The organism is Pseudomonas oryzagri, assembly GCF_020831405.1.
GTDB classification, from domain to species: domain Bacteria; phylum Pseudomonadota; class Gammaproteobacteria; order Pseudomonadales; family Pseudomonadaceae; genus Geopseudomonas; species Geopseudomonas oryzagri.
Window position 1 is genome coordinate 319,450 of sequence record NZ_JAJHPU010000019.1, and the last position, 15,536, is coordinate 334,985.

Annotated in this window: 15 protein-coding genes and 3 pseudogenes; all 18 read left to right on the forward strand. The window is 62.8% G+C overall.

Annotated elements, in window-relative coordinates:
- The first annotated feature begins 9 nt into the window (after positions 1-9).
- The 18 genes and pseudogenes from LMJ29_RS09250 (at position 10) to LMJ29_RS09335 (ending at position 15,411) form a co-directional block, all read left to right on the forward strand.
- Positions 10-516, forward strand: a complete 507-nt coding sequence (locus LMJ29_RS09250; RefSeq protein WP_229605234.1) for a PAAR domain-containing protein — start codon at positions 10-12, stop codon at positions 514-516.
- A gap of 5 nt (positions 517-521) precedes the next feature.
- Positions 522-1,433: an alpha/beta hydrolase family protein gene (locus LMJ29_RS09255; RefSeq protein ID WP_229605235.1), complete on the forward strand. Its 912-nt coding sequence runs from the start codon at positions 522-524 to the stop codon at positions 1,431-1,433.
- Positions 1,434-1,752: 319 nt separating this feature from the next.
- Positions 1,753-2,181, forward strand: a complete 429-nt coding sequence (locus LMJ29_RS09260) for a hypothetical protein (protein WP_229605236.1) — start codon at positions 1,753-1,755, stop codon at positions 2,179-2,181.
- The gene (locus LMJ29_RS09265) at positions 2,178-2,594 is read left to right on the forward strand and encodes a hypothetical protein (protein ID WP_229605237.1); all 417 of its coding nucleotides are present in this window, start codon (positions 2,178-2,180) and stop codon (positions 2,592-2,594) included. The genes LMJ29_RS09260 and LMJ29_RS09265 overlap by 4 nt, the downstream gene beginning before the upstream one ends.
- A gap of 5 nt (positions 2,595-2,599) precedes the next feature.
- Positions 2,600-2,866: pseudogene (locus tag LMJ29_RS21070) on the forward strand (type VI secretion system baseplate subunit TssF); the annotation flags it as partial.
- 164 nt (positions 2,867-3,030) lie between these two features.
- Positions 3,031-3,534 (forward strand): PAAR domain-containing protein, encoded by a 504-nt coding sequence (locus LMJ29_RS09275; RefSeq protein ID WP_229605238.1) that lies wholly within the window; start codon positions 3,031-3,033, stop codon positions 3,532-3,534.
- A gap of 11 nt (positions 3,535-3,545) precedes the next feature.
- On the forward strand, positions 3,546-4,370 hold the full coding sequence (locus LMJ29_RS09280; protein WP_229605239.1) for a hypothetical protein: 825 nt from the start codon (positions 3,546-3,548) through the stop codon (positions 4,368-4,370).
- On the forward strand, positions 4,360-4,704 hold the full coding sequence (locus LMJ29_RS09285) for a hypothetical protein (protein ID WP_229605240.1): 345 nt from the start codon (positions 4,360-4,362) through the stop codon (positions 4,702-4,704). The genes LMJ29_RS09280 and LMJ29_RS09285 overlap by 11 nt, the downstream gene beginning before the upstream one ends.
- 17 nt (positions 4,705-4,721) lie before the next feature.
- Positions 4,722-5,006, forward strand: coding sequence for a hypothetical protein (locus LMJ29_RS09290; protein ID WP_229605241.1), 285 nt, complete (start codon positions 4,722-4,724; stop codon positions 5,004-5,006).
- A 357-nt stretch (positions 5,007-5,363) separates the two neighbouring features.
- Positions 5,364-5,678, forward strand: a pseudogene (locus LMJ29_RS09295) (type VI secretion system baseplate subunit TssF); the annotation flags it as partial.
- 128 nt (positions 5,679-5,806) lie between these two features.
- Positions 5,807-6,115, forward strand: a pseudogene (locus LMJ29_RS09300) (PAAR domain-containing protein); the annotation flags it as partial.
- 1,171 nt (positions 6,116-7,286) lie between these two features.
- Complete coding sequence (locus tag LMJ29_RS09305) at positions 7,287-7,649, forward strand: hypothetical protein (protein ID WP_229605242.1); 363 nt, start codon at positions 7,287-7,289, stop codon at positions 7,647-7,649.
- A 98-nt stretch (positions 7,650-7,747) separates the two neighbouring features.
- Positions 7,748-8,113 (forward strand): carboxypeptidase-like regulatory domain-containing protein, encoded by a 366-nt coding sequence (locus tag LMJ29_RS09310; protein WP_229605243.1) that lies wholly within the window; start codon positions 7,748-7,750, stop codon positions 8,111-8,113.
- On the forward strand, positions 8,113-9,903 hold the full coding sequence (gene tssF / locus LMJ29_RS09315) for a type VI secretion system baseplate subunit TssF (RefSeq protein WP_229605244.1): 1,791 nt from the start codon (positions 8,113-8,115) through the stop codon (positions 9,901-9,903). The genes LMJ29_RS09310 and tssF overlap by 1 nt, the downstream gene beginning before the upstream one ends.
- Entirely contained in the window at positions 9,867-10,889 is a 1,023-nt protein-coding gene (gene tssG, locus LMJ29_RS09320) for a type VI secretion system baseplate subunit TssG (protein ID WP_229605245.1), read from the forward strand. Before tssF ends, tssG begins: the two co-directional genes overlap by 37 nt.
- On the forward strand, positions 10,886-13,471 hold the full coding sequence (gene tssH, locus LMJ29_RS09325) for a type VI secretion system ATPase TssH (RefSeq protein WP_229605246.1): 2,586 nt from the start codon (positions 10,886-10,888) through the stop codon (positions 13,469-13,471). The genes tssG and tssH overlap by 4 nt, the downstream gene beginning before the upstream one ends.
- Positions 13,472-13,481: 10 nt before the next feature.
- Positions 13,482-15,002, forward strand: a complete 1,521-nt coding sequence (locus tag LMJ29_RS09330) for a sigma-54 interaction domain-containing protein (RefSeq protein ID WP_229605253.1) — start codon at positions 13,482-13,484, stop codon at positions 15,000-15,002.
- Between the two features lie 13 nt (positions 15,003-15,015).
- On the forward strand, positions 15,016-15,411 hold the full coding sequence (locus LMJ29_RS09335; RefSeq protein ID WP_229605247.1) for a DUF805 domain-containing protein: 396 nt from the start codon (positions 15,016-15,018) through the stop codon (positions 15,409-15,411).
- Positions 15,412-15,536 lie beyond the last annotated feature (125 nt).

A 15,536-nucleotide genomic window follows, 5' to 3' on the forward strand; every position in this document is an offset into this window, starting at 1 on the left:
AGAACGACGATGTCCGGCCAACCCGCCGCCCGCCTGGGCGACCCCACCGCCTGCCCCGTTCCGGGCCACGGCACCAACCCCATCGCCGCCGGCTCGCCCGACGTGCTGTTCGACGGCCTGCCCGCCGCGCGCCAGGGGGATGCCTCCGCCTGTGGCGGCGCCATGAGCGGCAATCTGATTGCCAACGTGCTGATCAATGGCCAGCCGGCGGCGGTGCTGGGATCGGTGGGCAGTCATGGGAATGTGGTGGTGGGGGGATCGGGGACGGTGATCATCGGCAATCGCTATACGCCAGCGCCGTTTACCGCACCGGTTCCGGTAACTACTCCAGGATTCGATGAACAGTTCGTGCTCAAGGATGCGCAAGGAAACCCCATTGCCAACCGACAGTACTTGCTTGTGCGAGAGAGCGGCCAGCAGGAAGCCGGTGTCACCGATGCCCAAGGGCTGACACACCGGCTGGCAGAACACGTAAGTGCCGAGAAAATCGATATCTACATAGCCGCCGGAGGTTGAAGAACATGGCACAGGATGTGATCAACACTCCATCAGGGCCCTACAAAAAGGTGGCGACCAAGCAGAGCACCCCCACTGCAGATAGGGCACCGAAGGCTGTGGTGCTCGACCAGGGGATAACGGTGTTTCTTGGCGGGGCAGGCATGGTCGGGTCATACAACGACGACATGGTTGCTGCTCTGAAAGAAGCTGGCATTGCGAATGCTGTATTCGGTAACTACTCCGCCCTCCTCGCAGGCTTGGACAAATATTTGCCGTCGTTCGTCGACATGCTTGGCGATGCATCTGCGGTGGCTCTTTACAATCAAGACGAAAACGATCCAGTTGCATTCGAGTACGGTGACCTGCAGAAATGCACCTACGGCGACGAGTACATCGAAAAGAAATATCTGTTCGGCCTGATCACGATCCGAGCATACGAGCAGATCGAATGCACTCCAACCAGCGACCTGTTCGCGATCAAACTCAGTCGGGATCTTAAAGAAACAAAGGCCTCCGATTTTTCGCTGACAACGATCGGGATCGGTCAACCTATTCCCACCGCGGGGCAGTTCAACATCATCGGTTATTCATGGGGCGCGGTCATTGCGGCACGCACCGCGATATTCCATGCCCGCAAGGGGATCATCGTCGATCACCTAATCCTAATTGGCGCACCAATAAATATCAGTTTGAAAAATGCTGTCAGCAACCACCCCAAAATCCTCAACACCCACATCGTAAATCTGGTGAACCACGGCGACCCCATCTATGCAGGCATGACAGACAAGGAAATTGTCGACTGTATTCCCATACTCCGGAAGCAAATGTTCGACGGGGGCAAGGACGGACATTTCTATTACTCTGCCGACAACACAGAGGCACGAAATCGCCGGCGCGAACTAGCCAAATCCCTTTACGCATTGGGACTTCGATAATCATGCTTCGCTATCCAATAGTCATTGCCTCACTACTTATGCTGATCGTGACACTCAACGAGCCAGGCAGCAATTGGCCTATTGATATTCGAATTTTTGACCATCGCCTCCAAGGGAATCTTTTGTACTGGCTATTCTCTTTCAGCACAGCAGCCTACATCCCACTCATGATTACCAGTACGATCTTAATGGGCATTGACCTAGTCGCGTCAGCCAAGAACAAAACGAAGCGAAATGTTTTTAATCTGTTATTTTTTTCAGCAATAAACGTGCTGGCCCTTTACAGGTTCAACAGATGGGTAATGAATGAGATTTTTTAGTGCACGACCTGTTTTCAGAGGCAGTGCGCGATTGTCGACTAGCTGTTATGACAAAAATCACGCCCATGCGATACTTACACCCCAGCGAATGCATTCAAGATGCTTTGCATATGACCACGCACCGAATTATTCGATATTTAGTCGCCACTCTCGCACTAGGTCTCACTCTATTTGTTTTAAATATACTATTTTTTGCCAAGCCGCTGTATACCCTGTATGCCGACCTGTGTCAGCTCGGACAGGCATATCAGGGGGAAACCCGTGCCCTCATGTACAACCGTTATCTTTTCACGATCATCGTTCCTTGCAGCTTTCTGCTTGGCGGCGCCCTGACATGGTTATTGATGACACACAGATGGGTGGCCTTGGTTTCAGCAACGCTGCTCCTCATAGCCATTTTTCTGGCTGTAGCTGGAGTAAGGAGATGATCAGCTTAGCCATATCTCACGGACGTTCGTTGACTCTTGGCGCCTTTGTCTCGGCACTGCTGCTGGCTGCCTACTTCGGTGTGATTCAAGGCGCTTTACATCGCCAGGCGCAAGTCTCAATACCCAGCCCGAGCAACAGATTCATTCTGGAGAAGGTGTCGCTCGCCCCTTGGAGCGACCTCGCCTACATGAGGATCATCGATACCTTGACACCGGCTTCCGAATTCCGCACGCCGCTGTATGACCAGCAGTACACGGACATGCGCCCCCACGAAGACGGCAAGGTCGTCGGCACCTACTGGATCGATTTCGACAAGCAAGAGCAGACATTCGAGATCGGCATACCGGAGTGGCGGGACAGCTGGTTGAACATATTCATCAGCAATACCCCTTACCGGATTAGCGAGAACTGAAGCCCATGTCCTTCAACCACTACTACCAGAGCGAACTCACCGCCCTGCGCCAGCTCGGCAAGCGCTTCGCCGAGCGCAGCCCGGCGCTGGCGCCGTTCCTCGGCCAGAGCGGCCGCGATCCGGATGTCGAGCGGCTGCTCGAGGGCTTCGCCTTTCTCACCGGGCTCACCGGGCGTCTGCGCCAGAAGCTCGACAACGAGCTGCCGGAGCTGACCCATTCGCTGATGCATCTGTTGTGGCCGAACTACATGCGCGCACTGACGGCGTTCACCAGGCGGCAGGTGCAAGTGACTTCCCTGCCGCACGACCACGACCAGCTCAGCCTCAAACTCGCCATCGAAGGGCGGCTGGAAGTGGATGGCTTCAGGCGCCAGGTCAGCTTCGTCGCCCGCCTGGATGGCAGAGGCCAGGTCAGGGTCAGTTAAGGAGAACGACGATGTCCGGCCAACCCGCCGCCCGCCTGGGCGACCCCACCGCCTGCCCCCTTCCGGGCCACGGCACCAACCCGATCGCCGCCGGCTCGCCCGACGTGCTGTTCGACGGCCTGCCCGCCGCACGCATGGGCGATGCCTCCGCCTGCGGCGGTGCCATGAGCGGCAACGTGATTGCCAACGTGCTGATCAATGGCCAGCCGGCGGCGGTGCTGGGATCGGTGGGCAGTCATGGGAATGTGGTAGTGGGGGGATCGGGGACGGTGGTGATCGGTACTGCACATGCCGTCGCGCCATTCACGTCACCTGCACCTTTGTCTTTGCCGTTTGGTTTCGATGCCCAGTGCCAATTGCTCAACGGTCTTGGGGCCCCCTTGGCAAATACCCGATATCTGATCGTTCGACAGGATGGCACAGAGGAATCCGGCATAACGAATGAGCAGGGACTGACGCATCGACTGGCTCCACATAGCGCAGCCGAGCCACTCGAAATCTTCATTGAATTCTGAGGAGAACCGAGATGGCCGAACAAACCAAGCGACAGAAAGATGGTGTCAACTACGTGAAAGCAGGCACCGCCACCTCGACAGATGTGCGAAATACCGCGCCAGAAGTTCTATGCTGTTGCCGCTGCACTGGCCAGGAAGTGACCACGCTTCCCGACTACGCCTCCGTTCCCAGCTACACCGGGGAACTACCCTCGCCACTGCAGATCCTCTGGTATGCCCCGAAGAGCAACGAGGTCCTCAGAAGCGAGTTTTCAGATGCTGAAATTCGCGGCTGGATTATGGAAGCAGCCAACTACCACGGCATCCCTCACATTCTGCTTGCGATAATTCTTCAACAGGAGAACGGGCCGGGCGCCAGCAAGACTCTGCAGTCACTCCAGTTCGGTGAGCGATCTCTGACCACCTTTCTCGCCATTGTCGATGAGGTTGCATTCGACATCGTTCCAGACAAGGTTGCCGGTAGCTCTAGCGGCTTCGTCAATATGAGCCGCAAGCCCCTGAGAAACGCCGCCACCTACACCGAAAACTACTACTGCAAGAAACCCATGCCGAGTGACGTCCAGTATCGGATCTTTGGCTATGACCAGGACACCCGTATTCCCGGTGACGACTGGAAAGCAGATCTCTACTACGCCGCAGCCCACCTACGTGAACTGATCGACCGCGTGACCGGAGCACCTTGCCACAAAGGAAACCTGACACCAGAGCAACTGAAATCAGTGATCGGCGCCTACAACGGTTCCGGCCCGCTGGCCGAGAAATATGCCAATGACGCCATGGCCCTTCTGGAACGAGCCAAGTCCGGTGCTGCGAGCTTGTATTTCTATGAACGCTAAACGTGCTGGCTTCACATTTGCCGCACTCGCCTTGCTGGGTGTGCTTTTACTCTCCAACGTCGTCAGCAACAGCCTGATGCTGATGATGGATCGTGAAAATTTCCTGCCTGCGGAAGCATCGATCTTCACGCTCAACCCCTACGTCATTAATGAAGGTTCGAGTTCGTTCTGGATCTATGCAGAGGACAGCAGCAACTACTACCACTTCACCTACGAGCCTGGCCGGGAATACCTAGTCATGAGCAAGGATCAATCCTGTCCAGGCTTCAAAAAAGAAGATGTCATAAGCTGGTGCAATGCCAGAGCCAGAAACATTTCGGGGGGCAAGGAATGAGCCTTAGGAAATCCTCTATGGTCCTATCACGGAGCAACAGCATCGCGCCCTTGCAGGGCCTACCCGACCAGACACCACCGAATCCGTGGAAGGTGTTCCCGGACGTGGATGCCGATGGTCTCGGTAGCCTGCAAGGAAATCTCGAACATTGGTGGAATCACTACTGGTGGCCGTACTGGCTGAACCTCACCCCGCAGCAGCGTGCAAGCTGGCTCGATGCCGCTCGGCACCGTGAAGACTGGCGCGAATACATCCGTCTACAGGATGAGCTGAACGGCGCCACCAGGGAGCCACAGGCCTGATGTCCTTCAACCACCACTACCAGCACGAACTCTCCGTCCTGCGCCAGCTCGGCAAGTGTTTCGCCGGAAGCTGCCCAGCGCTGGCGCCTTCTCTCGATGGAACGCCATGAGGTTCAAATGGTGATGAGCAATCAAGGCTACCTCTCCGTACTGGCCGACAGTGATCTTTTCGGCTGTCTGGCCATTCTGAGCTTTCTTGCTGGCTGCTCTGGTCTTTTCGGCCGGATACGAAACACCAGAACGCACAGAGCTCTGACCTTTGTCTGCTTGATGGCCGTTCCAGTCCTGCATGCAGGTGGGACATTTTTCCTGAATCAGGCCCCCGCCTGATCCAATCAACAAGCCACGGATAGGCCCATGTCCTTCAACCACTACTACCAGAGCGAACTCACCGCCCTGCGCCAGCTCGGCAAGCGCTTCGCCGAGCGCAGCCCGGCGCTGGCGCCGTTCCTCGGCCAGAGCGGGCACGATCCGGATGTCGAGCGGCTGCTCGAGGGCTTCGCCTTTCTCACCGGGCGTCTGCGCCAGAAGCTCGACGACGAGCTGCCGGAGCTGGCCCATTCGCTGATGCCCCTGTTGTGGCCGAACCACATGCGTCCGTTGCCGGCGTCCAGCATGCTGCAATTGGAGCCGCGCCAGCGTCAGCTGCAAGAGGCTTCCCTGGGGCGCGACCACGACTCGCTCAGCCTCAACTTCGCCATTGAAGGGCGGCGGGAAGTGGACGGCTTGCGCCGCCAGGTCAGCTTCGCCGCCCGCCTGGATGGCAGCGGCCAGGTAAGGGTCAGTTAAGGAGAACGACGATGTCCGGCCAACCCGCCGCCCGCCTGGGCGACCCCACCGCCTGCCCCCTTCCGGGCCACGGCACCAACCCGATCGCCGCCGGCTCGCCCGACGTGCTGTTCGACGGCCTGCCCGCCGCGCGCCAGGGGGATGCCTCCGCCTGTGGCGGCGCCATGAGCGGCAATCTGATTGCCAACGTGCTGATCAATGGCCAGCCGGCGGCGGTGCTGGGATCGGTGGGCAGTCATGGGAATGTGGTGGTGGGGGGATCGGGGACGGTTTTGATTGGGACCAGTGGGGGCGGAGCAACAATAGGCCCGGTCGCACCCGTGTCCTTTGTCGCCAGCGCCATGGCTGCAATTGTCGACGCACTTGTTCCGGGCGCCGAAGCCGCCGAAAAGAAGAGCGAAGCTCTGGATTACCGGCTGGAATTGAAGTCCGGCGGCAATCGTATCCTGACCCCGCTGGAAATCCCCGACTACGACGAGCTGGCCAGCGGCACCACGAAGAATCGGGAAGCCATCGATTTCCTGGTCATCAACCGCGAGCAGCCCGCCGACAGCCTGACCCTGGAAGTGCTGGACGGCAGCACGCTGATCTATGCCGAAGCCGATACCGCCAAGCTGCTGCCCACCGGGGAACATCCATGGCAATGGGACGGCTACAGCCTCGCTGGCGTCCTCGATACCAAGGTGCTGAAGAGTGCCGCGCTCAAGGTGCGCCTGACTGCGGTCAAGGGCGGTCTCCGGCAGATCGTAGAACTGCCGCTGGCTAATGAAAGCGAAGAAGTGGACTGGGTGGATGCGCGAGTCGATCGCAGCACCAACATGGTCGAAGTCACTGTGCGGCCGAGCTTTTCCGATGGCGGCATCAAGGGTAAAAACAGCAATCTCACACCGTTGACATATCCAGCATTGGAAGCTCAGGCCAAGAGAGGCATTGAGCACTACTGGTCGCGCAACGGTACTCGAACGCAAGGCATCGCCGGCGGTATCAATACCCGCAAAGGGCTTTATCTCTGCACGGTACAGGCAGACGTCAATGCAATACCTTCTGCCAAGAATTTTCCGCTTACCGAGAATTTAACCGTAGATGGAGGCAGATCAACTAGCCTGAGTGGTTTCAGAGTCATTCACCACAACTCTGGATACTGGCAAGTACGCAGATATTCTGCAGTCATCGCCGACGAAGAGTTCATGCACACCGCGGCCCATGAATTCGGCCATTTGGTTCTTAACGAATATGGTGACGGCGGACTGGTCCCTCACTATTCGTGGAGCCATAAAGACACTTCCACCGTTCTGACTCAAAACAAAAAAGACAACCACTACATTCCAGCTACCGGAGAGTTGGATGTGATGCACTATTTCACCGACTATCCGGTCGGAGAAGCTGCACATCTTGACTTCTGGGATAGGTCATCCATCTCCGAGCAGGATGTCAAAGGCCTGCTTTGGTTAACCCGAGTAGAGTTCAATGATTAGAGTACTAGGTATATTCGTGGCCATGCTTATGGCCGCCTGCACAGCCCAGAAGAAATACGTTTATATCGTAGATTTTTATAATGAATGCTCTTACGCAGTTAGCGTTGACGTTAACGAATACTCGAATGCCAAGACACCTCTGCATCTTGTCAAAACATTGCAGCCCGGCGAATCCACAGAGGTGCTTTCTTATATCTCCTTTAACGATGACCTGATCAGTGGATTTCCGGACACCTATGAACTGGAAATATCGGCGAACCAGAAGAAGATAACACTGAACAAATCCGAATTTATTGCCGCTCTTGAAGAGTCCACGATTGGCGAACCAGGAAATACCGTCAATATCTGGAAGATATCTTCAGACCAACTATGTCCATAAGCACGAAATTTACCTATCTGCTCATGACGGCTTTGACCCTTAGCGCCTGCGTGCCCTACCCCCACTCGGTAACCAGAAACCCGGCCATCGAGGGCCGCGTGTTGTCCGCCGAAACGGGTCAGGCAGTGGCGGGTGCCCGGATCGGACTGGATATCGGCAGCGACGAGTCCTGGCGCTACGAAACCCGCAGCGATGCCGAGGGCCGTTTCTCCTTCGCCGAACACCGTGACTATCACCTGTACGCCCTGCTGGCTGATGGGCCGCAATGCTGGACCACGCTGTCGATCAGCGCCCCCCGCTATCACGCCCGCCGTTGCATGTGGACGAGCACATATTGGTGCTCATCAGAACCCATGAGGCTGCCACGCCTGACACTGCAGCCAGAACACTTTGCAATCTCGGAAAAAGGCGCCGCAGAGGATCTCTGGCACTGCATCGAATCGGCCAAGGAGCAGACCCACTAATGTCTTTCAACCACTACTACCAGAGCGAACTCACCGCCCTGCGCCAGCTCGGCAAGCGCTTTGCCGAGCGCAGTCCGGCGCTGGCGCCGTTCTTGGGCCAGAGCGGGCGCGATCCGGATGTCGAGCGGCTGCTCGAGGGCTTCGCCTTTCTCACCGGCCGGCTGCGCCAGAAGCTCGACGACGAGCTGCCGGAGCTGACCCATTCGCTGATGCACCTGCTGTGGCCGAACTACATGCGCCCGCTGCCGGCGTTCAGCATGCTGCAGTTCGAGCCGCTCAAGCGCCCCGGCCCGGGACTGGCGGTGCCGCGCCACACGCCGGTGGAGTCCAGGCCGCTGCAGGGGGTGAGCTGCCGTTTCCGCACCTGCTACGCCACCGAGGTGCTGCCGCTGGCGCTGAGCGCGCTGGACTATGCCCCGCAGGGCGACGGCGCATTGCTCAGCCTGCGCCTGACCATGAGCGCCGACGGCCATCTCGGCGAACTGAACCTGCAGCGCCTGCGCCTGCATCTCTGCGGCGAGCGCTATATCAGCCAGTTGCTCTACCTCGGCCTGCTGCGCCATCTCGACGGCATCCGGCTGGTCGCCCTCGACGCCGACGGCCAGCCGCTGCGCGACGGCACCGGCGAACCGCTCACCGCCCTGCACCTGGATGCCGGTCAGCTGCAACCGGTCGGCTTCGCCGAGGACGAAGCGCTGATCCCCTACCCGCTCAATACCTTCCGCGGCTATCGCTACCTGCAGGAGTACTTCGCCTTCCAGGACAAGTTCCTGTTCGTCGACCTGCTCGGTCTGGATTCCCTGCGCCGCCTGCCGGAGGAGCAGCTCAAGCGGGCGCGCGGCCTCGAATTGCGCTTCGACATCCGCCAGGCCGGCGTGCAGCGCATCCGCCCGACCCTCGACAACCTGCGCCTGTACTGCACGCCGGTGGTCAACCTGTTCGCCCACGACGCCACGCCGATCCGCCTGGACGGCCGCCAGGACCAGTACCTGCTGCGTCCCGCCGAATACGACCCGCAGCACTGCGGAGTGTTCTCGGTGGACCGGGTCACCGGCTGGAAGCCCGGCGGCATGGGTTACGAGGAGTACGTGCCGTTCGAGTCGTTCGAGCATGACGCCAGCTTCGACGTACCGCGTTCGCGCTCGCACTACAGCGTGCGCCAGCAGCCCTCGCTGCTCGGCGACGGTCTGGAGACCTGGCTGAGCTTCGGCTCCCGGCAGAGCGACCGGCAGGAAACCCTGTCCATCGAGCTGACCTGCACCAACCAGAACCTGCCGCGCCAACTGGAGCCCGGCGACATCTGCCGGCCCTGCGAGGGCACCCCGGAATTCCTGGTGTTCCGCAATATCGGCGCGGTGACGCCCAGCTATGCGCCGCCGCTGCATCGCGACTACCTGTGGAAGCTGATTTCCAACATGTCGCTCAACTACCTGTCGCTGGCCAACGTCGAGGCGCTCAAGGTGATCCTCGAGACCTACGACCTGCCGCGCCACTACGACCAGCATGCCGAGAAGGTCAGCCAGCGCCTGCTGGGCGGACTCCAGGGGATCGCCCACCACCACGTCGACCGCCTGCATCGCGGCCTGCCGGTGCGCGGAGTGCGCACCGAACTGGTCATGGACGCCAGCTGCTACCTGGGCGAGGGCGACCTGTTCCTCTTCGCCTCGGTGCTCAACGAATTCTTCGCCCTCTACGCCAGCCTCAACTCGTACCACGAGCTGCGCGTGCAGAGCACACAGGGAGAGGTGTACCAATGGACACCGCGCATGGGACAGCAACCCCTGCTCTGAGCCGGCTCGGCCGCAGCATCCGCGAGTACAGCCTGTTCCAGGGCGTGCTGCTGGTGCTGGAGCGGCTGCGCGCGGCCCATCCGCAGCTGGACGAGCAGGCGCTCTACCAACGCCTGGAGTTCCAGGCCAACCCGAGCCTGGGCTTTCCCGGCAGCGATATCGAGCGCGTGCAGTTCTTCGAGGAGCGCGGCGAGCTGCGCGCGCGCCTGTGCGTCAACCTGGTCGGCCTGTTCGGCGCCGGCTCTCCGTTGCCGGCCTTCTACGGCGAACAGGCGCTGGGCAACGACGAGGACGGCAACCCGACCCGCCACTTCCTCGACCTGTTCAACGATCGCCTGCAACGCCTGCTGCTGCCGATCTGGCAGAAGTACCGCTACCACGCGCGCTTCGCCAGCGGCGCCCGCGATCCCTTTTCCGCCCAGCTGTTCGCGCTGATCGGCCTGGGCGGCGAATCGATTCGCCACGCCTCCGAACTCAACTGGAAACGCCTGCTGCCCTATCTCGGCCTGCTCAGCCTGCGCGCCCACTCCGCGGCGCTGATCGAGTCGGTGCTGCGCTACTACTTCAAGCACGCCGAGCTGTACATCGAGCAGTGCCTGGAGCGCCAGGTGAGCATCCTCGATGAGCAGCGCAATCGCCTGGGCCGCGCCAACAGCCGGCTGGGCGAGGACCTGGTGCTCGGCGAGCAGGTGCGCGACCGCAGCGGCAAGTTCCGCATCCATATCCGCCAGCTCGGCTGGCAGCGCTTCCACGACTTCCTGCCGCTGGGCGAGGGCTACCAGCCGCTCTGCGCGCTGGTGCGCTTCACCCTGCGCGACCCGCTCGACTACGACATCCGCCTGGAACTGTGCCACGGCGAGATCCGCGAACTGCGCCTCGCCGCCGACAACCCCTGCCGCCTGGGCTGGACCAGCTGGCTCGGCCAGGAACGGGCCGACGGCGTGGTCACCCTGGGCAGCCGCATCAATCAAGGACCGATGAAATGATCAATGTCGACCTGCAACAACTGGTACAGGCGCTCGACGCACAAACTCGCCGCGATCTGGAGCAGGCGGCCCAGCGCTGCGTCACGCGCGGCGGCAGCCGGGTGCTGATCGAAGACCTGCTGCTCGGCCTGCTGGAACGCCCCGACAGCCTGCTGCTGCGCGCCCTGCAGGATGCCGGCGTGGAAACCGGCGAGCTGGCCGCGGTGCTGCAGCCGCGCGGCGAGGCCAGCGAATCGCGCAATCCGGTGTTCTCCACCGAACTGGTGCAGTGGCTGCAGGACGCGCTGCTCACCGCCAGCCTGGAGCTGGGCCAGGGCCAGATCGACCAGGCCGCCCTGCTCCTCGCCCTGCTGCGCAATCCCCTGCGCCACGCCGGCACCCGCTACCAGCCGCTGCTGGCTGCGATCGACGCCGAGCGTCTGCGCGATTACGCCCTCGGCCAGCAGGCCCCCGCCGAGGCCGGCAAGCCGGCGCCGGGCGGCGAATCGGCATTGGCGCGCTTCACCCACGACTTCACCGCCCAGGCCCGCGCCGGCAAGCTCGACCCGGTGCTGTGCCGCGACGCGGCGATTCGCCAGATGATCGACATCCTCGCCCGGCGACGGAAGAACAATCCCATCGTGGTCGGCGAGGCCGGGGTCGGCAAGACCGCGCTGGTCGAGGGACTGGCCCTGCGCATCGCCGCCGGCGAGGTGCCGGAGGCGCTGCGCGGCGTCGAGCTGCGCGGCCTGGATCTCGGTCTGCTGCAGGCCGGCGCCAGCGTCAAGGGAGAGTTCGAGCGCCGCCTGCAGGGGGTGATCGACGAGGTGAAGGCCTCCCCCCGGCCGGTCATCCTGTTCATCGACGAGGCCCACACCCTGATCGGCGCCGGCGGCCAGGCCGGCGGCTCGGACGCCGCCAACCTGCTCAAGCCGGCGCTGGCCCGCGGCGAGCTGCGCACCATCGCCGCCACCACCTGGAGCGAATACAAGAAGTACTTCGAGAAAGACCCGGCGCTGACCCGGCGCTTCCAGCCGGTACAGCTGCATGAGCCGACGGTGAGCGAAGCGGTGACCATCCTGCGCGGCCTGGCGCCGGTCTATGAGAAGAGCCATGGCGTCTACCTGCGCGACGATGCGGTGGTGGCGGCCGCCGAGCTGTCCGCCCGCTATCTCGCCGGTCGCCAGCTGCCGGACAAGGCGGTGGACGTGCTGGACACCGCCTGCGCCCGGGTGCGCATCAGCCTCGCCGCGGTTCCCGAGGCGCTGGAACGCCTGCGTGGCGAAATCGCCGAAAAGTCCCGCCAGCTGGCGGCCCTGCAACGGGATCGGGACGCCGGACTGCCGGTGGGCGACGAACTGCTTCGGCAACTGGCGGAGCGTCTGGCCGAGATCGGCAGCGAGGCCAGCCTGCTGGAAAACCGCTGGGTGACCCAACGCGACATGGCCGAACAGTTGCTGGAGCTGCGCCTCCGCTACGCGCTCGCCCGCGAGGAGCCGGAGGCGGATCCCGAGCAACTCGCCGAACTGGAAAGGCAGCTGCACGAGGTGCAGGCCCTGTTGAGCGCAGCCCAGCGCGGCGAACGCCTGGTCGGCTTCGAGGTCTGCCCGCGGCTGGTCGCCGAGGTGATCAGCCAGTGGACCGGCGTGCCGCTGGCCCAGCTGGCCCGCGAGCACAACGCGCGCATCGCCAATTTTGCCACCGACCTCGGCCTGCGGGTGCGCGGCCAGGAGCAGGCCGTCGCGGCTCTCGACCGCGCCATGCGCGCCAGCGCCGCCGGCCTCGCCAGGTCCGACGCCCCGGCCGGCGTATTCCTGCTGGTCGGTCCCAGCGGCGTCGGCAAGACCGAGACCGCGCTGGCCCTGGCCGACCTGCTGTATGGCGGCGAACGTTTCCTCACCGCCATCAACATGTCCGAGTTCCAGGAGAAGCACAGCATCTCCCGGCTGATCGGCGCCCCGCCCGGCTACGTCGGCTATGGCGAGGGCGGCATGCTCACCGAGGCGGTGCGCCAGAAGCCCTGGTCGGTGGTCCTCCTCGACGAGGTGGAGAAGGCCGATCCGGACGTGCTCAACCTCTTCTACCAGATCTTCGACAAGGGCGTGGCCAACGACGGCGAGGGGCGCGAGATCGACTTCCGCAACTGCCTGATCCTGCTCACCTCCAACCTCGCCAGCGAGCGCATCGCCGCGCTCTGCGCCGGCGGCCGCCGGCCGGACGTCGACGAACTGGAGCAGGCCATCCGCCCGCAGCTCAGCCAGCACTTCAAGCCCGCGCTGCTGGCCCGCATGCGCGTGGTGCCCTACTACCCGGTCGACGGCGCGGTGCTGCACGAGCTGGTCGCCCTCAAGCTGGCGCGCTTCGGCGAGCGCCTGGCCCGGCGTCAGCTGCGCTTCAGCCACAGCAGCGGGCTGGTCGAATTCCTCGCGGCGCGCTGCAGCCACGCCGACAGCGGCGCGCGGCTGATCGACCACCTGATCGAGCGCCAGCTGCAGCCGCTGGTGGTCGACCGCCTGCTCGCCGCCATGGCCAGCGGGGAAACCCTGCACCAAGTGCACGCCACCCTCGATGGCGAAGGAGCCGTGGTCTGTGAATTCGCCTGAACCCACGCCGCTGCTCGCCCGGGTCCCGCAGCCGCTGCGCTATGCCGAGGCCCTGCTCGAGCGCTATGCCGACCTCGCCCGCGCCGCCGGCAGCGAGGCCCTGCGCGCCGCGCTGGTCCAGGCCGCTGCCCAATTGGCCGACTGCGAGCTGAGCCAGCTGTACCTGCTGGACGACAGCCATAGCCGCCTGCATCTGGCGGCCGAATGGCTCGACGGCCTGCTGCAGCCGCGCGAGATGGCCAGCCTGCCGAGCGACTACCGCGACGCGCAGCTGCTGCAGTACTGCCTGTGCCAGAACCGCGAACTCAGTCTGAACGGTCTCGACGCCAGCCTGCACGACAGCAGCTTCCTGCCGCCCGGCCGCCGGCCCTGGTCCAGTCTGCTGTGCCTGCCGCTGCTGGACGAGCGCCAGCGCTGCGGCGGCCTGCTATTGGTGGCCAACCAGCAGCCGCGCGACCTGCAAGGCTTCGCCGCCTCGCTCGGCCAGCTCGGTGGCTTCGCCCTCGCCCAGTTGCACCTGTTGCAACGCCTGCGCGCCGCCCGCCCCGCCGAGGACGCGCGTGCCGACGCCAGCCCGCCGCTGCCGGCCGCCACTGGCTACGGCCTGATCGGCGACAGCCCGCGCATGCGCGCGCTGTATCAGCTGATCGGCAAGGTGCTGCACAACCCGGTCAGTGTGCTGATCAACGGCGAGACCGGCACCGGCAAGGAGCTGGTCGCCCGCGCCATCCATGATCGCGGCCTGCGCCGCAGTCGGCCGTTCCTCGTGCAGAACTGCGCTTCGCTGCCGGAAAACCTGCTGGAAAGCGAGCTGTTCGGCTACCGCAAGGGCGCCTTCACCGGCGCCGAGCGCGACCGCGCCGGACTGTTCGACGCCGCCGACGGCGGCACCCTGTTCCTCGACGAGATCGGCGACATGCCGCAGGCCCTGCAGGCCAAGCTGCTGCGCGTGCTGCAGGAAGGCGAGGTGCGCCCGCTGGGCTCGACCGCCACCCACAAGGTCGACGTGCGCATCATCGCTGCCACCCATCGCGACCTGCGCGCCATGGTCGAGGAAGGCCGCTTCCGCGAGGACCTGTTCTATCGTCTGTCGCACTTCCCCATCGAGTTGCCGCCGCTGCGCGAGCGCGACGACGACATCCTCCAGCTGGCCCGCCACTTCGCCGACAACGCCTGCGCCCTTCTGCAGCGCGATGCCTGTCGCTGGTCCGACGCCGCCCGCGAGAGTCTCGCCAGCTACGACTTTCCTGGCAACGTGCGCGAGCTGAAGAGCGTCGTCGAACGCGCCGTGCTGCTCTGCGAGGGCGGCGAGCTGCTGCCCGAGCACCTCAACCTGCGCCTGGCCGGCGACGCCAGCGACAGCACCCTCAACCTGCGCGAGCGTCTCGAACGGGTGGAGCGCAACCTGCTGCTCGACTGCCTGCGCCGCAACCGCGGCAACCAGACCCACGCCGCCCGCGAACTGGGCCTGCCGCGCCGCACCCTGCTGTACCGCATGGACAAGCTGAACATCAGCGCGAGCGATGTCTAGAAAGGACGGAACCATGGCGAAACCCATCGAAGCGACCACCAGCAGCAAATTACTCGACATCCCGCTGTTCATCTTTACGGAACCGTTGATGAGCAACGGCCGAATAGGCCGTCTCTACTACTGCACCATGGCGCTGCTCAGTCTGTGGCCTCTTGGGCTGGCCGCATTGCTCATCCAGACCGCTGCGATGCCGGAACCCCTAACCAACATCCTGTTCGTGCTTGGTCTGGCCTACTGGACGGTGGCGCAATACTGCCTGGCCATACGTCGGCTGCACGACAGGGGCCTGAGCGGCTGGTGGTCACTGTTGCTCTGGGCCGCCTGGCCAATGCTGGTGCTCGTCCCTGGGCAGCGTCGAGATAACCGCTACGGCATCCATCTGGCCCTGAGCCAAGAGTTCAGGCCTTGAGGAGGCATACAAAATGTTCAGTCCAGCCAACCAGCCGCACTTCCGCCTGCACCTCGACGGCGTCGACACCGACCTGCAGGTGCTCGCCTTCGACGGCCACGAAGCCCTCGACACCCCCTACCGCT